This is a genomic window from Micromonospora luteifusca, from assembly GCF_016907275.1.
Taxonomy (GTDB): domain Bacteria; phylum Actinomycetota; class Actinomycetes; order Mycobacteriales; family Micromonosporaceae; genus Micromonospora; species Micromonospora luteifusca.
Map to the genome: position 1 here is coordinate 1,282,737 of NZ_JAFBBP010000001.1, position 15,560 is coordinate 1,298,296.

The 15,560-nt window shown below is 71.7% G+C and carries 13 protein-coding genes; 7 read left to right on the forward strand and 6 right to left on the reverse strand.

The annotated features are described in order from the left end of the window. The first annotated feature begins 64 nt into the window (after positions 1-64). Positions 65-1,417 carry a pentapeptide repeat-containing protein gene (locus JOD64_RS33730; protein ID WP_204941200.1) on the forward strand — a complete coding sequence of 451 codons (1,353 nt, stop codon included), beginning with the start codon at positions 65-67 and terminating at the stop codon, positions 1,415-1,417. 4 nt (positions 1,418-1,421) lie between these two features. Here JOD64_RS33730 and JOD64_RS05360 read toward each other — a convergent pair whose 3' ends face one another. After that, entirely contained in the window at positions 1,422-2,003 is a 582-nt protein-coding gene (locus tag JOD64_RS05360) for a TetR/AcrR family transcriptional regulator (protein WP_204945916.1), read from the reverse strand. Between the two features lie 219 nt (positions 2,004-2,222). On the opposite strand from JOD64_RS05360, the gene JOD64_RS05365 reads away from it, so the two are divergent. Continuing rightward, positions 2,223-3,689, forward strand: a complete 1,467-nt coding sequence (locus JOD64_RS05365; protein ID WP_204941202.1) for an MFS transporter — start codon at positions 2,223-2,225, stop codon at positions 3,687-3,689. Positions 3,690-3,798: 109 nt separating this feature from the next. Next, the gene (locus JOD64_RS05370) at positions 3,799-4,785 is read left to right on the forward strand and encodes an SEC-C domain-containing protein (RefSeq protein ID WP_204941204.1); all 987 of its coding nucleotides are present in this window, start codon (positions 3,799-3,801) and stop codon (positions 4,783-4,785) included. An 8-nt stretch (positions 4,786-4,793) separates the two neighbouring features. Here the strand turns inward: JOD64_RS05370 and JOD64_RS05375 are convergent, their stop codons facing one another. Continuing rightward, positions 4,794-5,060 (reverse strand): helix-turn-helix domain-containing protein, encoded by a 267-nt coding sequence (locus JOD64_RS05375; RefSeq protein ID WP_204941205.1) that lies wholly within the window; start codon positions 5,058-5,060, stop codon positions 4,794-4,796. 104 nt (positions 5,061-5,164) lie between these two features. On the opposite strand from JOD64_RS05375, the gene map reads away from it, so the two are divergent. Both map and JOD64_RS05385 read left to right on the forward strand, forming a co-directional pair. Next, entirely contained in the window at positions 5,165-5,983 is an 819-nt protein-coding gene (gene map, locus JOD64_RS05380; RefSeq protein ID WP_204941207.1) for a type I methionyl aminopeptidase, read from the forward strand. Between the two features lie 290 nt (positions 5,984-6,273). Beyond that, positions 6,274-6,681 (forward strand): hypothetical protein, encoded by a 408-nt coding sequence (locus tag JOD64_RS05385; protein WP_204941208.1) that lies wholly within the window; start codon positions 6,274-6,276, stop codon positions 6,679-6,681. A 121-nt stretch (positions 6,682-6,802) separates the two neighbouring features. On the opposite strand, the gene JOD64_RS05390 is transcribed toward JOD64_RS05385, so the two are convergent. Beyond that, positions 6,803-7,066, reverse strand: a complete 264-nt coding sequence (locus JOD64_RS05390) for a DUF6244 family protein (protein ID WP_204941210.1) — start codon at positions 7,064-7,066, stop codon at positions 6,803-6,805. 271 nt (positions 7,067-7,337) lie between these two features. Between JOD64_RS05390 and JOD64_RS05395 the strand changes: the two genes are divergently transcribed. Then, positions 7,338-10,439, forward strand: a complete 3,102-nt coding sequence (locus JOD64_RS05395) for a S8 family peptidase (RefSeq protein ID WP_307813906.1) — start codon at positions 7,338-7,340, stop codon at positions 10,437-10,439. A gap of 106 nt (positions 10,440-10,545) precedes the next feature. Here JOD64_RS05395 and JOD64_RS05400 read toward each other — a convergent pair whose 3' ends face one another. Continuing rightward, entirely contained in the window at positions 10,546-11,196 is a 651-nt protein-coding gene (locus JOD64_RS05400; RefSeq protein WP_204941213.1) for a hypothetical protein, read from the reverse strand. Positions 11,197-11,485: 289 nt separating this feature from the next. On the opposite strand from JOD64_RS05400, the gene JOD64_RS05405 reads away from it, so the two are divergent. Then, positions 11,486-12,034 carry a hypothetical protein gene (locus tag JOD64_RS05405; RefSeq protein WP_204941214.1) on the forward strand — a complete coding sequence of 183 codons (549 nt, stop codon included), beginning with the start codon at positions 11,486-11,488 and terminating at the stop codon, positions 12,032-12,034. A 52-nt stretch (positions 12,035-12,086) separates the two neighbouring features. Here JOD64_RS05405 and JOD64_RS32845 read toward each other — a convergent pair whose 3' ends face one another. Beyond that, positions 12,087-12,986: a hypothetical protein gene (locus tag JOD64_RS32845; RefSeq protein WP_307813249.1), complete on the reverse strand. Its 900-nt coding sequence runs from the start codon at positions 12,984-12,986 to the stop codon at positions 12,087-12,089. Then, complete coding sequence (locus JOD64_RS05415; RefSeq protein WP_204941216.1) at positions 12,983-15,514, reverse strand: FtsK/SpoIIIE domain-containing protein; 2,532 nt, start codon at positions 15,512-15,514, stop codon at positions 12,983-12,985. Before JOD64_RS05415 ends, JOD64_RS32845 begins: the two co-directional genes overlap by 4 nt. Positions 15,515-15,560: the final 46 nt, after the last annotated feature.

Below are 15,560 nucleotides of genomic sequence, written 5' to 3' on the forward strand. Positions count from 1 at the left end.
GGCGTAAACGGGCATACCGTCAAGGTCCATATCGGACCCGGGCGGTGGCTGGCATGCTGTGGCCGTGGCTGTCGACAAACCCGCGCACCAGCTGCGAGTGATGCCGTGGTGGCTGGTCCTGGTCGGCCTGCTGATCGCCGCGGCCCTGGGCTGGCTGGTGCTGGACCTGCTGCTCAGCGAGGCCGACCGGGCCACCCAACCGGACACCCGCGCCACTCTGCGCATCGACGCGATCCGCACCGGCCTGACCGTCGTCGCCGGCACCGGCGGAGGGCTCGCGCTGCTGCTGGCCGGGCGGCGACAGTGGATCACCGAGCGAGCGCAGCGGCACCAGGAAAGCATCGCTGCCCAGGACCAGGCACACCGGGACCGGGTGCAGTCGCACGCCGAGGCGGTGGCCGAAGCCGCGCAACGCCACCAGGATCGGCAGTCCGGCGCGGCCGAACATGACGCCGCCGAGCGTCGGCTGACCGAGCTCTACACCCGCGCGGTCGAGTTGCTCGGCAACGACAGCGCGGCGGTACGCCTCGGCGGCCTGCACGCCCTGGAACGCCTCGGTCAGGACAATCCGGGGCAGCGCCCGACGATCGCGGCGGTGCTCTGCGCGTACCTGCGGATGCCGGCGGGCGACGGCGAGCCGCGCGAGACGGAGGTCCGACGCACCGCGCAGCGCGTGCTGACCCGGCACCTGCGCGCGGACGACGCGACCTACTGGCCGGAGGTCAGGCTGGACCTGACCGGTGCTGCGCTTGTCGACTTCGACGCCGCCGGCTGCACCCTGGTCGACGCGAACTTCACGGCGGCGACGTTCACCGGCACGACCACCTTCGCGGGTGCGACGGCGCGGGGGCGTCTCCTGCTCGGGGCGGCGGTCTTCGGTGACGTGGTCTTCGACGATCTCAACGTCGAGGGGGAGATCGTGCTGGACGGCGTTCGCGTCGGCGGTTCGGCCAGCTTCGACGACGCCTCGTTCGACGACCTGTCCTGCCGGCGGTCCAGCTTCGCCGGCCCGGTTTCATTCCGTCGGGCGACCTTCGGCCAGCCGACCAGCTTCGACGCGACCCGCTTCGAGGACGCCGCCTCGTTCCGGGAGGCCGACTTTGTCGGCGCCCTGTCGATGGAGCACACCGAGTTCGCCGGGTCGGCCAGCTTCCACGCCGCCCGTTTCACGAACATGGCGCTGTTCCGCTGGACGATCTTCGGCGCGGAGGCGCTGTTCGACCACGCCCGCTTCACCGACGCCGCGAACTTCGGCCGGGCCCGGTTCCACAGCATGGCCAGCTTCCGCGACGCACAGTTCAGCCGCCCGCCGCAGGTCGACCAGGCCCGGGCGGTGGTCGATCCTGGTCACCGATGGCCGACGGGCGCCGTGGTCGAACGACTCGACGACGAGTGGCTGCTGCTGGTCGACCGCTGAGCGGTCAGCGGGTGGCGGTTGCGGGGCGCAGGCCGTCCAGGGCCACGCCGAGCACCCGGTCGCGCTGCTCGGGCGACGGGAACTGGGCCATCGTGAGACCGCTGATCAGCCGCACCACGTCGTCGAAGCCGATGTCGTCGCGGACCACGCCGGCCGCCTGGGCGCGACTCATCAACGGCTCACCGGCGGCGTAGATCTCCGTCCGGCAACTGGTGAAGATCTCGGAGTCGTGCAGCAACTGCTCGGCGAGCGCCCGCTTGGTGGCGACGTACGCGACGAACCGGTGCAGCCAGGCGACGAGGGCGTCCCACGGGGGCAGTTCGGCCAGGTCCTCGGCGGAGCGGCTCAGCGCCCGGACCTCCTCCACGTAGACGGCCTCGAACAGGTGACGACGCGTGGGGAAGTTGCGGTAGAGCGTGCCGATGCCCACCCCGGCCCGCCGGGCCACGTCCTCCAGGGAGGCGGCCGCGCCGTTCTCGGCGAACGCGTCGCGCGCCGCGGCGATCAGGGCGTCGTAGTTGCGCCGCGCGTCGGCCCGCTTGGGCCGCTGCGCGAAGACCTCGGGCACCTGCCCGGCGCTGGCCATGACGTGCGTCACCTCACCTCGGTTGCATCCGGAGGCAACCCTCCGCTAGCTTAGTGGAGGCACCCCTCCGGAATCCCCGGAGGCCTGCCTCCGGTTAGCTTACCTCGGGACCCGCCCGATCGCCGCCTGGCCATCCGATCGCCCGGACCCGACAGCAGAGCCCGTCACCGACGGCGGGCGACAAGCCTCCTTCCGTACGTAATCAGGGAGTTTTCTCTCGTGGCAGTGACCTCCCGACGCAGCTCGCGTCGGCTCACCTTCACCGTGCTCGCGGCCGGTGCCGGGTTCTTCGCGATGCTCCAGTCGCTGATCACCCCGGTGCTACCGACCATCCAGCAGGACCTGCACACCTCCCAGAACACCGTGACCTGGGTCCTGACCGCCTATCTGCTCTCCGCGTCGATCTTCACGCCGATCCTCGGTCGGGTCGGCGACATGGTGGGCAAGGAGCGGATGCTGGTCGTCTCGCTCGCCGCGCTCGCCCTCGGCTGCCTGCTGGCCGCCATCGCGCCGAACATCGGTGTCCTCATCATCGCCCGGGTCGTGCAGGGCATCGGCGGGGCGGTCTTCCCGCTGTCGTTCGGCATCATCCGCGACGAGTTCCCGGCCGCGCGGGTCTCCTCCGCCGTCGCCGCCATCTCGGCGATCGTCGCCGTCGGCGGTGGCCTGGGCATCGTGCTGGCCGGCCCGATCGTCAGCACGCTGGACTACCGCTGGCTGTTCTGGATCCCGATGGTCGTGGTCGGGCTGACCGCCGTGGCCGCCCACCTGTTCGTCCCCGAATCCCCGGTCCGCACCCCCGGTCGCATCGACTGGCGGGCCACCCTGCTGCTCTCCGGCTGGCTGGTCGCGTTGCTGCTGCCGATCAGCCAGGGCGTGGCGTGGGGCTGGACCAGCCCCCGGGTGCTCGGCCTGCTGGCGCTCGCCGTGGTGCTGCTGGTCGGCTGGCTGGTCGCCGAGGTGCGCTCGCCCAACCCGCTGATCGACATGCGGATGATGCGCCTGCCCGGCGTCTGGACCACCAACCTGGTCGCCCTGCTCTACGGCGCGTCGATGTTCTCCATGTACGCGTTCCTCCCCCAGTTCCTGCAGACCCCGACCGCCGCCGGCTACGGCTTCGGCGCCAGCATCAGCCAGGCCGGTCTGCTCATGCTGCCGATGGTGAGCGCGATGTTCGTCGCCGGCATCGTCGCCGGCCGACTCCAGGCCGTTTTCAGCGCCAAGGCGCAGCTCGCCACCGGCGCCGCGTTCAACGTGGCCGCCTCCGCGATGCTCGCCACCGCGCATGACACCCGCTGGGAGGTCGCCGTCGCCGGTGGCCTGGTCGGCCTCGGTATCGGCCTGGCCTTCGCGTCGATGGCCAACCTGATCGTCGCCAGTGTGCCCGCCAGCCAGACCGGCGTGGCGACCGGCATGAACGCCAACATCCGCACCATCGGAGGCGCGATCGGCGCCGCCGTGGTCAGCGGCGTGATCACCGCGAACCCGCAGGCCAACGGCCTGCCCCGGGAAGCCGGCTTCACGACGGGGTTTCTCGTCCTCACGGCGATCGCCCTGGCCGCCGCGCTCGCGGCCCTGGCCGTCCCGTCCGCCCGGCGGGCGTCGTCCGGTCGCCGGCCGTCCACCGCGACGATCGTCGAGTCGGAGCTAGCCGGCGAGTTCGCCACCATGCCAGCGACCCGCTGACCCACACCGGAGCCCGGGGCGGTACGCCGCCCCGGGCTCCGCCGTATCCGGCGCCCTCGGGAGTACGCTGGCCGCTTCCCCGTCCGTTCCCCGTCCTCAGGATGCGCCCATGCCCGAGTTGCTGACCGCCGACCGCATCGAGGAGATCGGCTCCCTGGGCTCCGACAGCCCGGACCCGGCCGCGTTGGTCGCCGAGTTGGTGGGCGCCGTCGACGAGGGGCGGGTCGCCGACCCCGACGACACCGGGTACGCCCTGCTGGTCGCCGCGGACATCCTGACGCAGGCGGGTGACCTGGCCGACGCGCTCGCGCTGGCCACCCGCGCCATCGCCGAACAGCCGGACGACGGCGGTCACGCCCGATCGATGCGCGGTGGTCTGCTGCTGCGCCTCGGCCGCGAGGAAGAGGGCATGGCCGAGCTGTCGGCCCTGCGCCCACTGCTGGAGACCGACCCCGACGCCACGTACCTCATCGACGACCTGGCTGGGGCCGGCCGCACCGAGACGGCGCTGGAGTGGCTGACCGCCGCGCTGGACGCGATCCTGGAACGGACCCGGACCCAGCAGCACGAGTCCGAAGACGCGCAGGACGAGGCCGCGGCCATGATCTACGGGCTGACCCAGGGGCGGCACGCCCTCCGCGAGGAGATGGGCCTGCCACACGACGAGTACGACAACCTCGCCGACCGGCTCCGCGCCGCGAGCAACCACGCGCTCGACGCGCTGGACGACGGCCCGGCGACGCTGCTGTTCTGGCCGCAGGCGGAGTTCGACGCGCTGATGACACGCTGGCCCGCCCTGAGCGGCAGCTACCCCGCCACCTGGGACGAGCACCGAGCCCAGATCGAACTCGCCCTCGTCGAGGCATCCGGGATGGGTGGCGCCGACCTGGGTGTGGTTGTCGGCTCCGTCGCCGGGCTGGCGGCCTTCGCCGAGCGGGAGGACCTCGACCCCACCGACGAGGAAACCCAGGACGAGTACGCCGATTCGCTCACCGGGCCCGACCTCAGGTCCTGGCCGCCCGGCCGCAACGACGCCTGCTGGTGCGGCTCGGGTGCCAAGTACAAGAAGTGCTGTCTACCGCGCTCGCGCGGCTGACCTCTCGCTCACGACGCTTCGCGCACCCGTACATCGGCCAGCCACACCTCGGCCAGATCGCTGAGCGCGACGCCGAGGACCGCACTGAGGCAGACCACCGTGCCGAACGCGGGTGCCGGCAGCCGCCCCACTTCGATCTTGCGGAGCGTCTCCGGCGAGATGCCGGCCGCCAGGGCCACCTCGACGAGCGGGCGGCCTCCGCGCGCGACCCGAAGCGCCGCCCCGAGACGTTGCCCCGCTGCGATCTGTGCGGGTGTGAGCGGTGGGCGAACCATGTGAGCAGGATAGATCCGCCTGCGCGGACCGGCAACGCCATCCCGATGGACGCGCCGAGCAGCGTGGTATAAATATACCGGCATCGGGAAGGGAGGGGTGGATCGTGATCGAGCTCAAGTCCCCCAAGGAGATCCAACAGATGGCCGTCACCGGCCAGTTCGTCGGCGAGCTGCTGGCGGAGCTGCGTGCGGTCGCCGCCGTCGGGGTCAACCTGATGGACATCGAGCACCACGCCCGCCGCCGGATCAAGGAGCGTGGCGCCGACTCCTGCTACTGGGACTACTCGCCGTCGTTCGGCCGCGGCCCGTTCCGCAACGTCCTGTGCCTCTCGGTCAACGACGCCGTGCTGCACGGCCTGCCGCACAACTACTCGCTGCGCGACGGTGACCTGCTGAGCATCGACATGGCGGTCGGCATCGACGGCTGGGTCGCCGACTCCGCCCTCTCCGTCATCGTCGGCACCCCCGCCCCGGAAGACCTGAAGCTGATCGAGGCCACCGAGGTCGCGCTGGCCGCCGGGATCGACGCCGCACTGCCGGGCAACCAGCTCGGCGACATCTCCGCCGCCATCGGTGAGGTCGCCCGCCGCTACGGCTACTCGGTCAACAACGAGTTCGGCGGGCACGGCATCGGCCGCACCATGCACGAGGCCCCACACGTGGCCAACGACGGCCGCTCCGGCCGGGGCATGAAGCTCAAGCCCGGCCTCACGATCGCGATCGAGCCGTGGTTCTGCCGCAGCACCGACAAGATCAAGTTCGACAAGGACGGGTGGACGATCCGGTCCGCGGACGGCTCCCGCACGGCCCACTCCGAGCACACCGTCGCGGTCACCGAGACCGGCCCCCAGGTGCTGACCCCCCGCCCCGCACATGACACCCGGCCAGCCAACCGCAGTGGACAGTCGGCTGCGACGTCCTGACCGGCGCCGTCAGGTCGTCATTCCGGAACGCCGCACGGCTCGCTTGATCCACACCACATCGCCGATGTGGCGGTGTCCGTGCGGTCGGATACCGCCACATCGCCGATCCTGAATGGATAAAGAGGCCTGGGTCTGCACGTCGATCGACGGGTCGAGATCCAGGTCCGCACGGAGCGGCTCACCGCTCGGACGCACTCCGGGGAAGAAACCGCATTCAATTGATCTCCGCAATTGTCGGAGCGGGTTATGGTGACCGCAGGTAAGCACCCACTCCGGCAAGGAGGACCGTTGTGCGCCGCATCATCACCACCATCGCACTGCTCGGCCTGTCCCTCTTCGTGGTGCTGGCGCCAACGCCAGCAAGTGCGGCAAGCAACGCCGAGGTCACGTCCGCGACCCTGGTCGCGCGCGGCGTCGCCGTGGACCTCACCATCAGCACGACCTGCCCAGACGGATTGGTCGGAAACATAGACCTGAGCCTCCGGCAGCGGTCGGGCGACCGGGTGGCGTACGGGACGGGCACGGCGCCTATCTATTGCACGGGCGAACCTCAGGTCGTGACGGGGCGGGTGTTCGCGGAGGCGGGCGGCCTGGCCTTCCACAAGGGTGTGGCGCTGGCCAACGGGAACGTCGACCTGTGCGAGCAGGAATATTGCGATTACCTGCAGTTCAACAACACGGTCCGTATCACCCGCTGACCCTGCCGGCACCCACCGGGAAAGGCGGACCCACCGTCGGGGCCCGCGATTCCCGTTCGCGCAGTTGCGGGCTTCCCGGCACTGGGCAAGCGGGCCGACTGCGGGCTGACACCACCCGTGGTCAGTTTCCCAGCGCTCGGACCTTGGCGATCGTCTCCTGGACGTGCTGCTTGGCCGGGTCCCCACCCTGGGACGCCTGCGCCAGCGCCTGACGATAGGCGTCGATCATGCCGACCAGAGCGCCAGCAGCCACGCCCTCCAGAGCCCCGGCGACGAGCGCCCGCGCCTCGGCTGCATCCTGGGCTGCCGCTGCGGTCTTGGCCTTCGCGTCGTCGAGCTTCTGCGACGCCGCCGCCAACCGCGCGATGATCTGTGCTGCGCTCACGCGCGCCCTCCCCTGATCGACCATCGCCTCCACCACCGGCGGAGACCACCTGGGAGCGTACGAGATCCGCGCTTCCCGCACGACCGCCCGCTTGCCCACTCGTCACCACGCGGGCAGTGGACGCCCGAACAGCGACGTACACGGGCACCGGTGGGCAATATTCGGACATAACCGCCAGAAGTCGATCTCCAGCATGGCATTCCGGTAACAGGGTCTATCCAGGCAGCCGTTGTTGATCTTAGATTTCGGCGACCGTCGCCAGTTGTCAATCGTGGCGGCGGCGTCGAAAGTGGAGGGCAACTACGTGCCACAAGCGAAGAAATCTCTACCCAGGCGAGTCGGGCGCGGGTCGGTCAGCATCCTGGCCACCGCCGCCCTGATTGCGGCGGGCCTGGCCGGCACCCCGGGGGCGGCCGCCGCAACGCCTGCCCCGACCGGCAACGGACCGATCGCCCGCTACCTCGTCCAACTCGATGAGCAGCCGTTGGCCACCTACGCTGGCGGCGTACCCGGGCTGGCCGCGACCAAGGCGGCCGGTGGCGGCAAGCTCAACCGGAGTTCCAGCGGCGCCAAGGCGTACCAGGAGCACCTGCGCCAAAAGCGCGGCAGTGTGCTGACCGGCGTGGGGCTGCCCGCCGACCAGGTCAAGGTCTCCTTCGACACGGCCTTCAACGGCTTCGCCGCGGATCTGACCCGTACCCAGGTGGCCCGGCTGCGCGCCACTCGCGGCGTGCGGGCCGTGTACGAGGACACCAAGGTGCACACCAGCGCCGTGCCGACGTTGAGCTACCTCGGCCTGACCGGTCGCGAAGGCGCGTGGCAGCAGCAGTTCGGCAATGTCAACCACGCCGGCGAGGGTGTCATCATCGGCGTCATCGACAGCGGATTCTGGCCGGAGAGCGCCAGCTTCGCCGCGCTGTCCACCCCGCGCCCGGACCAGGCGGTCATCGACGCGAAGTGGAAGGGCACCTGCGACGTCGGTACCGAGGCCCCGGTCACCTGCAACAACAAGGTGATCGGTGCGCGGTGGTACGGCAGCCTCGCCGACGTCTTCCCGGACGAGTACTCCTCGCCGCGTGACCGCAATGGACACGGCACCCACACCGCGAGCACCGCGGCGGGCAACCACGGCGTGCCGGCCACGGTCGCCGGCCAGTCCGTCGGCGAGATCTCCGGCGTGGCGCCGGCCGCCCGGTTGGCGATCTACAAGGCGCTCTACGACACCGGCTTCGGCACGGCGACCGGCAGTTCGGTCGACATCGTGCACGCCATCGACGACGCGGTAGCCGACGGTGTCGACGTCATCAACTACTCCGTCGGCGACGACCTGGAGAACTTCAGCGCGATCGAGCAGGCGTTCTTCAACGCCGCCTCGGCCGGCGTCTTCGTGGCCGCGGCCGGCGGAAACGCGGGCCCGGAGGCCGGCACCATCGACAACTCCACCCCCTGGGTGACCACGGTGGCCGCCAGCACCATCGACCAGCAGTACAGCCGGACGCTCACCCTCGGCAACGGTAGGACCATCACCGGCGTGGGCATCGGTTCGGCCAGCGCCGGGCCAGCGCCGCTGGTCTCCGGCAAGGCCAGCGCGGTGAACCCCGACAACACCCAGGATGCCGAACTCTGCGTGGACGGTGCACTCGACCCGGCCAAGGTCACCGGTGCGATCGTGTTGTGTCTGCGCGGGGTCACCGACCGGGTCGCGAAGAGCGCCGCGGTGGCCAGGGCAGGCGGCGTCGGGATGGTGCTCTACAACGACGGAGTGAACTCCCAGGACGCCGACACGCACTCGGTGCCGACGGTGCACATCCTGGACACCGACGCCGTGCCGATCCTCGCGTACATCGCCTCCGGCAACGCCACGGCGACGGTCTCGGCGGGCCACCTGACCTCGGTCGAAGCACCCCAGGTCGCCGGCTTCTCCTCGGCCGGGCCATCGCACTTCAACGGCGGCGATCTGCTCAAGCCGGACATCAGCGCGCCCGGTGTCGCCGTCGCGGCGGCGTTCTCCCCGGCGATCGGCGGGCAGCAGTTCGCCCTCGAATCGGGCACGTCGATGGCGTCCCCGCACATCGCGGGCATCGCCGCCCTGCTGCGCGCCCAGCACCCGGCCTGGTCACCGTCGGCCATCCGGTCGGCGCTCATGACGACGGCCGTGGACACCACGAACGAGGGCAACCCGATCAAGCTGGGTGCCGGCGACGCCACGCCGTTGAACTACGGCGCCGGCGAGGTCCGGCCGGGCGATGCGTTCGACCCGGGTCTGGTCTACGACTCCACCGAGCAGGACTGGCGGAAGTACCTGTGCGGGTTGGCCGAGAAGGGCAACCAGGTGCCGGCCGACGACTGCGACACGACCGGTGCGATCGCGACGAACCAGCTCAACTACCCATCGATCTCGATGGGCAACATGGTGGGTACGCAGACCGTGACCCGTACCGTCACCAACGTCAGCAGCAAGGCCGGCGACTACACGGCCAAGGTGCGGGCACCCCAGGGTTACACCGTCAAGGTCACTCCGGCGAAGCTGCACGTGCTGCCGGGCCGGACCGCGACCTTCCAGGTGCAGATCACCAACAAGGCCGGCGCCCTCGACACCTGGATCGACGGCTCGTTGACCTGGCGCGACAAGTCGCAGCACCACGTCACGATCCCGCTGGTCGTCCGCAACACCGGGTTGGTCGCGCCGGACGAGATCACCGGCACCGGCACCGCGGGCACCTTCGCGATGACCACGCAGGTCGGATTCCGGGGCACTCTGGCCGCGGTGTCCACCGGCCTGACCTCCGGCACCAGCACCGACACGACGCTCTATGGTGACGTGCCGCTCTGGGACTCCCGGTCGCCGGACAACCTGCCGGTGCCACTGCCGGCATCGATCTACCGGGGCACGGTGCACGTACCGTCCGGCACGGTCAACCCGCAGATCCTGGTGACCGGGCATGGCGCGCACTGCGACGAGATCGACTGGAGCGCCGATCCGCTGCCGCCGTGCGCGGAGTTCCTGATCGACGTCTTCGACAGCACCGGAAAGATCGTGGACGTCAAGTACGGCGCCAAGGACGGCGCTCGCGTGGTGCTGCCCGCCGCCGGTGACTACACCCTGGTCATCGAGCAGCTTTACACCCTCAACACGGCACCCGGTGCGGGGGCGAACACGTACACCATCACCACCCTGCTGCCCGGCGCGCCCGGCACCTCGGAGGGCAGGCTGACCATCGATCCCAAGCGACGCACCGTGCTGCCCGGGGCGACGGCGGACGTGACGCTGAACTGGTCCGGGCTTACCCCGGGCCGTCTCTACGTCGGCGTACTGGTGTTGAGCAACGGCAAGGATCCGCTCAAGACCCTGCCGATCACTGTGCGGTCCTAGCCCATCCCCCCAGCGGGCGGGCTCAAGAGCAGTGAAACTTGGAAGGGAACGGCCCTGGAGGGGTCGTTCCCTTCCAAGATCTGCGTCAGGACTCCGGGGCGGCGCTCTAAGGCGACGGCGGGCCGTTCTGCGCGCGGGTGATCAGATCGTGCAACGGCTTGGTGCCGCTGCCGACCATCACTCCGGTCACGACGGCATCGACCCAGACCGCCACCCCGTTCCAGTCGGCGCCGGCGACCGCGTGCAGAACGTAGAACCCGCCGGCGCTGGACGCCACCGTCGCCATTCCGCTCGCGAGACCCCACGCGACGATGGTGCGGTTCGCCTTCGCCCGCACGACCTTGGCCGTGGCCACGGCGATCGCCGCGCGGTCAGCCTCGGTGGGGACGTCGACTCGGCTCTGCACGTCGGTCACCGTCCGCGACAGAGTGGCCTCGGCGGCACGTCCCGGCAGCCATCGCGAGAACGGTTCCACGATCCGCTCGACCGCCGCCGCGAAGACCAACAGGGTGAGGAAGACACCCGTGGTGTCCTCGGGCTGGATCTTCGCCGCGGAGGCGCCGCTGCGCCAGATCATCCAGCCGGCGACAGCGCCAACGGCGATCAGCCCGAACCCCGCAACCACCGCGCCCGGGCTGGCCTGCTGCGACGCCCCGACGACCGACAGCCCTGACTCCTGCTCGGAGCGCGGCGTCGCCGTTCCTGCGGCAGCATCGGCGTTGACCGGCGGAACGGCAACCCCGTCCCCTACGGTCATCGACTCAACCTGGGTGGGCGTCTGTCCCTGCAATTCCTGACCAACCTTTCGACCTGCCGCTTGCGAGACGTCGAGGCGTGACGATCCAGGGCCTCGGCCTACCAAGCGGGCTGCGCACCGATTGCGCTCGGGGCGCGAGACTACGGCACCGAGGCAAACACAGTGGAGTGAGCAAGTCAGGTGGCCATGCCCGGTTCGGGGACGACGCCGAAGCGCGAGGCCTCATAGACTCCGGGCTCGGAGCGAGGGCGATGTCCACGCGGGCCGGTGACTGAGGGGGTGACGTGGCTTGACGTCTCCGCGGCCAAAGGCAACGTCGGCCGGCTATGCTCGGGCCATTGGGCTGTCCGGCGGCCTCATCGGCATTCTCGCGATCCTGCTCGTCGTCTCCGTCGCGGGCGGAGACGGGCAGAGCATTCTCAGCAGCATCCAGTCGTCCTCGTCGGCAACGCCTGCGCCCGGGCCGACCCCAGAGTCTCGGGCACAGGTCGACCGGGCCTGCATAGCGCAGACCAAGGGCGAGGAGGCGGTGGCGTTCTTCCAACGGGACATCCCTGCGGACGGGTGGGGAGACCCGGTACGCGGCACCGCCTCAACGGCCAGCGAGCCGTACGTGCTGTGGCTCTTTGACGCTGACTGCACGCCACACAAGGCGCTCGACGTGCCACCGCGCACGAGTCGCACCTTCCGGGCCCAGGTGGGCCAGGTCTGGTACTACGCCGAAGCCTCAGCGGGGCAACCCGAGGAGGGCTGCGCCTGCCGCGTCTTCAGCCCGGCGAACAGCGGCGCCGAACAGAAATTCAGCGACACCGGCCGCCTCACCTACCACCTGAATTAGGCGCCCACCGGGATCCGTGGGCGGGCACGGACGGGCGGGACACGCCTCCGGCTCAGCGCAGGCCGCGGACCAGCAGCAGGTAGGCGCAGTAGGCCATCGGCACCAGCAGGAAACAGATCAGGAACCCGAGCGGCAGATAACGCGGCGGAGCGCCTTCGACCATGGCCGGCCGGCCCCAACGGCCCAGCACCAGGTATCCACCGAAGAACGCCACCGCCGGCAGCCCTGCGCAGATCCACGCGCCGAGGGTGAACCCGTCGACCAGGCCAACCCCGGAGGCGAGCACCAGAGCCAGCATGAGCACCCCGGCTGCCGCCGCACAACCGGCGTAGATGGTGACCGCCCGAGCCAGCGGTGACCACGTCGGCAGGAGCACCGGCCGCTGGGCCAGCAGCTCCGCCTGTTGCCCGTGTCGGTCGGCCTCGTCGGCCATCCGCCGGGCCAGCTCCAGCTCCACCGCCGGGTCGACCGCCACCGCACGCTGCGCCGGCAGGGCGCCCGCCGGGCTCACCGCCGTCGGCAGCGCCAGCCGCGCCTCCCCCGCCGGCACCTGGGGGTACGCCCCGGCCCCCGACCCCCCTGGCACGCCGGCTGCGCCGGCGGGTGCCCCGTCCCCAGTTCCGGGTCCGGCAAAGGCGCCGGCAGCGGTGGCCGGGCCAGCAGCGGTGGCCGGGCTGGACCCGGACGGTGGACCGGGCCAGGTGGCCGCCTCGTCCGGACGCCCCGGGCCCGGCTCGGAAGCAGGGCCGGACGTCGGTTGGTAGAGGTCGATCGCTCGACCGAGCTGGTCCAGGCGCTGCCCCTGGGTGGTCAACCTCTGCTGCAGGTAGTCGGCGGCGGCGTGCAGGTCACGACGGCGCTCGGACTCGGCGGCGGCGTGCTGTTCGCCGGCACGGTGCTGCTCGGCGAGCTGTCGGGCCAGCGCCGCGTACTCCTCGAAGGACACTGTCACCGCTCCAAGTCCGGCTCGTGTCCGTCGCCGACGAACGGGACGATCAGCCGGGTGCGCTGGTCGTGCCGGTCGACCAGCAGCGCCCGGTCGGCGCGGGGCGTGTAGGCCAGGTCGTGCATCCCGAGGTGCAGGGCCAGCTCGCTCCCGGGCACGTTGAGCGCCACCAGGCAGGCGACGTCGTCGCGGTTCTGTGTGCCGCCGAGGTCGTCGGCGAGCCGCCGCAACCCACGCCACCAACCGAGCACGTGCACCCCCTGCCCGGGCCCCTGGCGCAGGAGTGTGCGCAGGTCGTCCAGGCCGGAGCGGAACGTGCTGGGGTCGGCGGCCCCGAGGACCGGCGCGGCGGCGTCCATGCCGAACACCACCAGGTATTCGCGACCGGCGGGCTCGGCGGCCAGCGTGGCGATGCGCTCGCGCAGCCCGGCCGCGTCGAGGCGCCGCACCGGGTGGCCGGCGGCCCGCAGGACCGTTTCGGTGTCGTCGGCGACCGGCCCGGCGGCGCTGACCAGGGAGGCCAGTTGGAACCGGGCATCACCGGGAGTGTGCTGGCGGGCCAGGCTCAGCGTCGCGGCGCGCAGCACGTCCGCGCCGGTCGGTGCGGTGCCCACCACGGCGAGGTGCCGGCCGGGGGCGGTGTCCATCAGGAACAGCGCGGTGGTGCCGTGCACGTCGACCGTTCGGCCGACCAGGGCCATCGGGCGTCGGCCACCGGGGCGCAACCCGGCGAAGGTGGGGTCGTCCTCGACCCGTGCGGCTTCGTACCCCTTGAAGACCGCCGGCGCCCGCGAGCCCGGTGGGCGGGCCTGCCACAGCTCGTGGCGCAGTGCGGCGAGGTCCGCTGCCGCGGCGTGCGCGTCGGGGAAGCGCAGCACGGTGTCGGCGCCGACCGCACCGGCGGCGGTGTTGACCACGGCCGAGCCGATCGGCAGGGCCGCGGCGGCGTCGTTGAGCTGGTCGAGCACCCCACCACCGCCGGGCAGCGCCACCCGCAACGCGAACTGCCCGAAGATCGCCTCGGCCCGCCCGTAGAGGGCCTCGATGCCGGTCATGCTCTGGCTGGCCAGCACCAGGTGGATGCCGTACGAGCGGCCCTTACGGGCCAACTCCTCCAGCAGGTCGACGGACTCGCGGGCCAGCGCGTCGTTGCCGGCGAGCAGCACCTGAAACTCGTCGATGACCGCCACGATGCGCGGCAGCGGGTTGTCGCGGGGCAAGTCGGCGAGTTTGGTGACGCCGTGTCGCTTCAGCGCGGTGGCCCGGCGTTGCGCCTCTCGGCGAAGTTCGCGCAGCACGGCGAGGCCGTACTCGCGATCGGACTCGATGCCGACGGCGCGGGCGTGCGGCAGCCACGACGGGTCCCGACCGGTGGGCACGAACTCGGTGAAGCTCACGCCCTCCTTGAAGTCGAGCAGGTAGAGCTGCAGCTCGGCCGGGGAGTAGCGAGCGGCCAGCCCGTAGAGGACGTCGAGGAGGAAGACCGTCTTGCCGGCGCCGGTGCGCCCACCGACCAGCCAGTGCGGGGTGGCGTCGTCGAACGCGAGCGTCGACGGGGTGCCGCCGGCCCGGCCGATCACCGTCCGCAGGCCGTTGCCGGCGGACTCGACCCAGCGCCGCTCGGGCAGCAGGTCGGTGAAGGGCAGCGCGTCGGCGCGGCGGGCGGCGGCGCCCAGGTGCTCGGCGAGCGCGCGTACCGAGGCGGGCGGCGGGTCGCCGTCGAGCTGGACGGGTGCGGCGAGGCCGGTGCCGTCGGCGCTGAACGGGGTGCCGGGCGGGTCGCCGACGTGCGCGTACCCCTGGTTGAGCCGGACCGCGGTGGTGCCGCCCAGCGGCGTCGCGGTCTCACCGGGCAGCCGCGACGGGTGACCGGCGAGCAGCACGCAGACGGCGGCGGCCGGGCCGGCGTGGGTGAGCGCCGCGAGCCGGGCCAACTCGCGCGGCGGTGGCGCGGCGGTGGCGACCACCACCAGCAGGTGCCGGGCGGCGGGCTGGGCGTGCTGCGCGGCGCGGGCGTGCTGCTCGGCGGCGTCCAGCAGCGCGGCCACCTCGGCCTCGCCGGTGGCCGGCGGGTCGAGCACCCCCGCGTCGAGCAGTGGGCGCAACGGGCCGAAGGTGGCGCCCACCGCGGCGGTGTCGATGCCGGCGACCCGGACCTGCCCGGGCGGTGCGGTGGCGACCAGCCGCAGCACCAGCGCCCGCAGCAGCCCGGCGACCCGCGGGTCGCGGACATCGGTGTCCAGGGCCAGGTGGTGGCCGCCGCCGAGCGGGACCAGCACCGGGAAGCCGCCGTCCGACCTGGACGCCTCGCCGATCCGCACCGCGGCCGGCTCGTCGGTCAGCGGCGTGGCGTTCGGGGTGGGAGTGGCCAGGGCGCCGCCGAGGCGGGCGAGGCGGGCCACCAACTCGTCAGCGCCGGCCGGCGCGACGGCGGCCGGTGCCGTGCCGAGCGCCTGCCGGGCGGTGTCCAGGTGTGCCCGGGCCGCCCGGTGGGAGTTGACCGCCTGCCGGTACGCCGACGCGAGCCTGCTCAACCTCTGCCCCCAACGCCAACGGCCGCCTGGTCCCAGGAACCCTAAC

Excerpts from the sequence above, each read along its gene's own strand:
- JOD64_RS05360 (WP_204945916.1), bottom strand. The coding sequence starts at position 2,003 with ATGGCCAGCGCCGGGCAGGTGCCCGAGGTCTTCGCGCAGCGGCCCAAG.
- JOD64_RS05370 (WP_204941204.1), top strand. The coding sequence starts at position 3,799 with ATGCCCGAGTTGCTGACCGCCGACCGCATCGAGGAGATCGGCTCCCTG.
- JOD64_RS05375 (WP_204941205.1), bottom strand. The coding sequence starts at position 5,060 with ATGGTTCGCCCACCGCTCACACCCGCACAGATCGCAGCGGGGCAACGT.
- JOD64_RS05400 (WP_204941213.1), bottom strand. The coding sequence starts at position 11,196 with ATGACCGTAGGGGACGGGGTTGCCGTTCCGCCGGTCAACGCCGATGCT.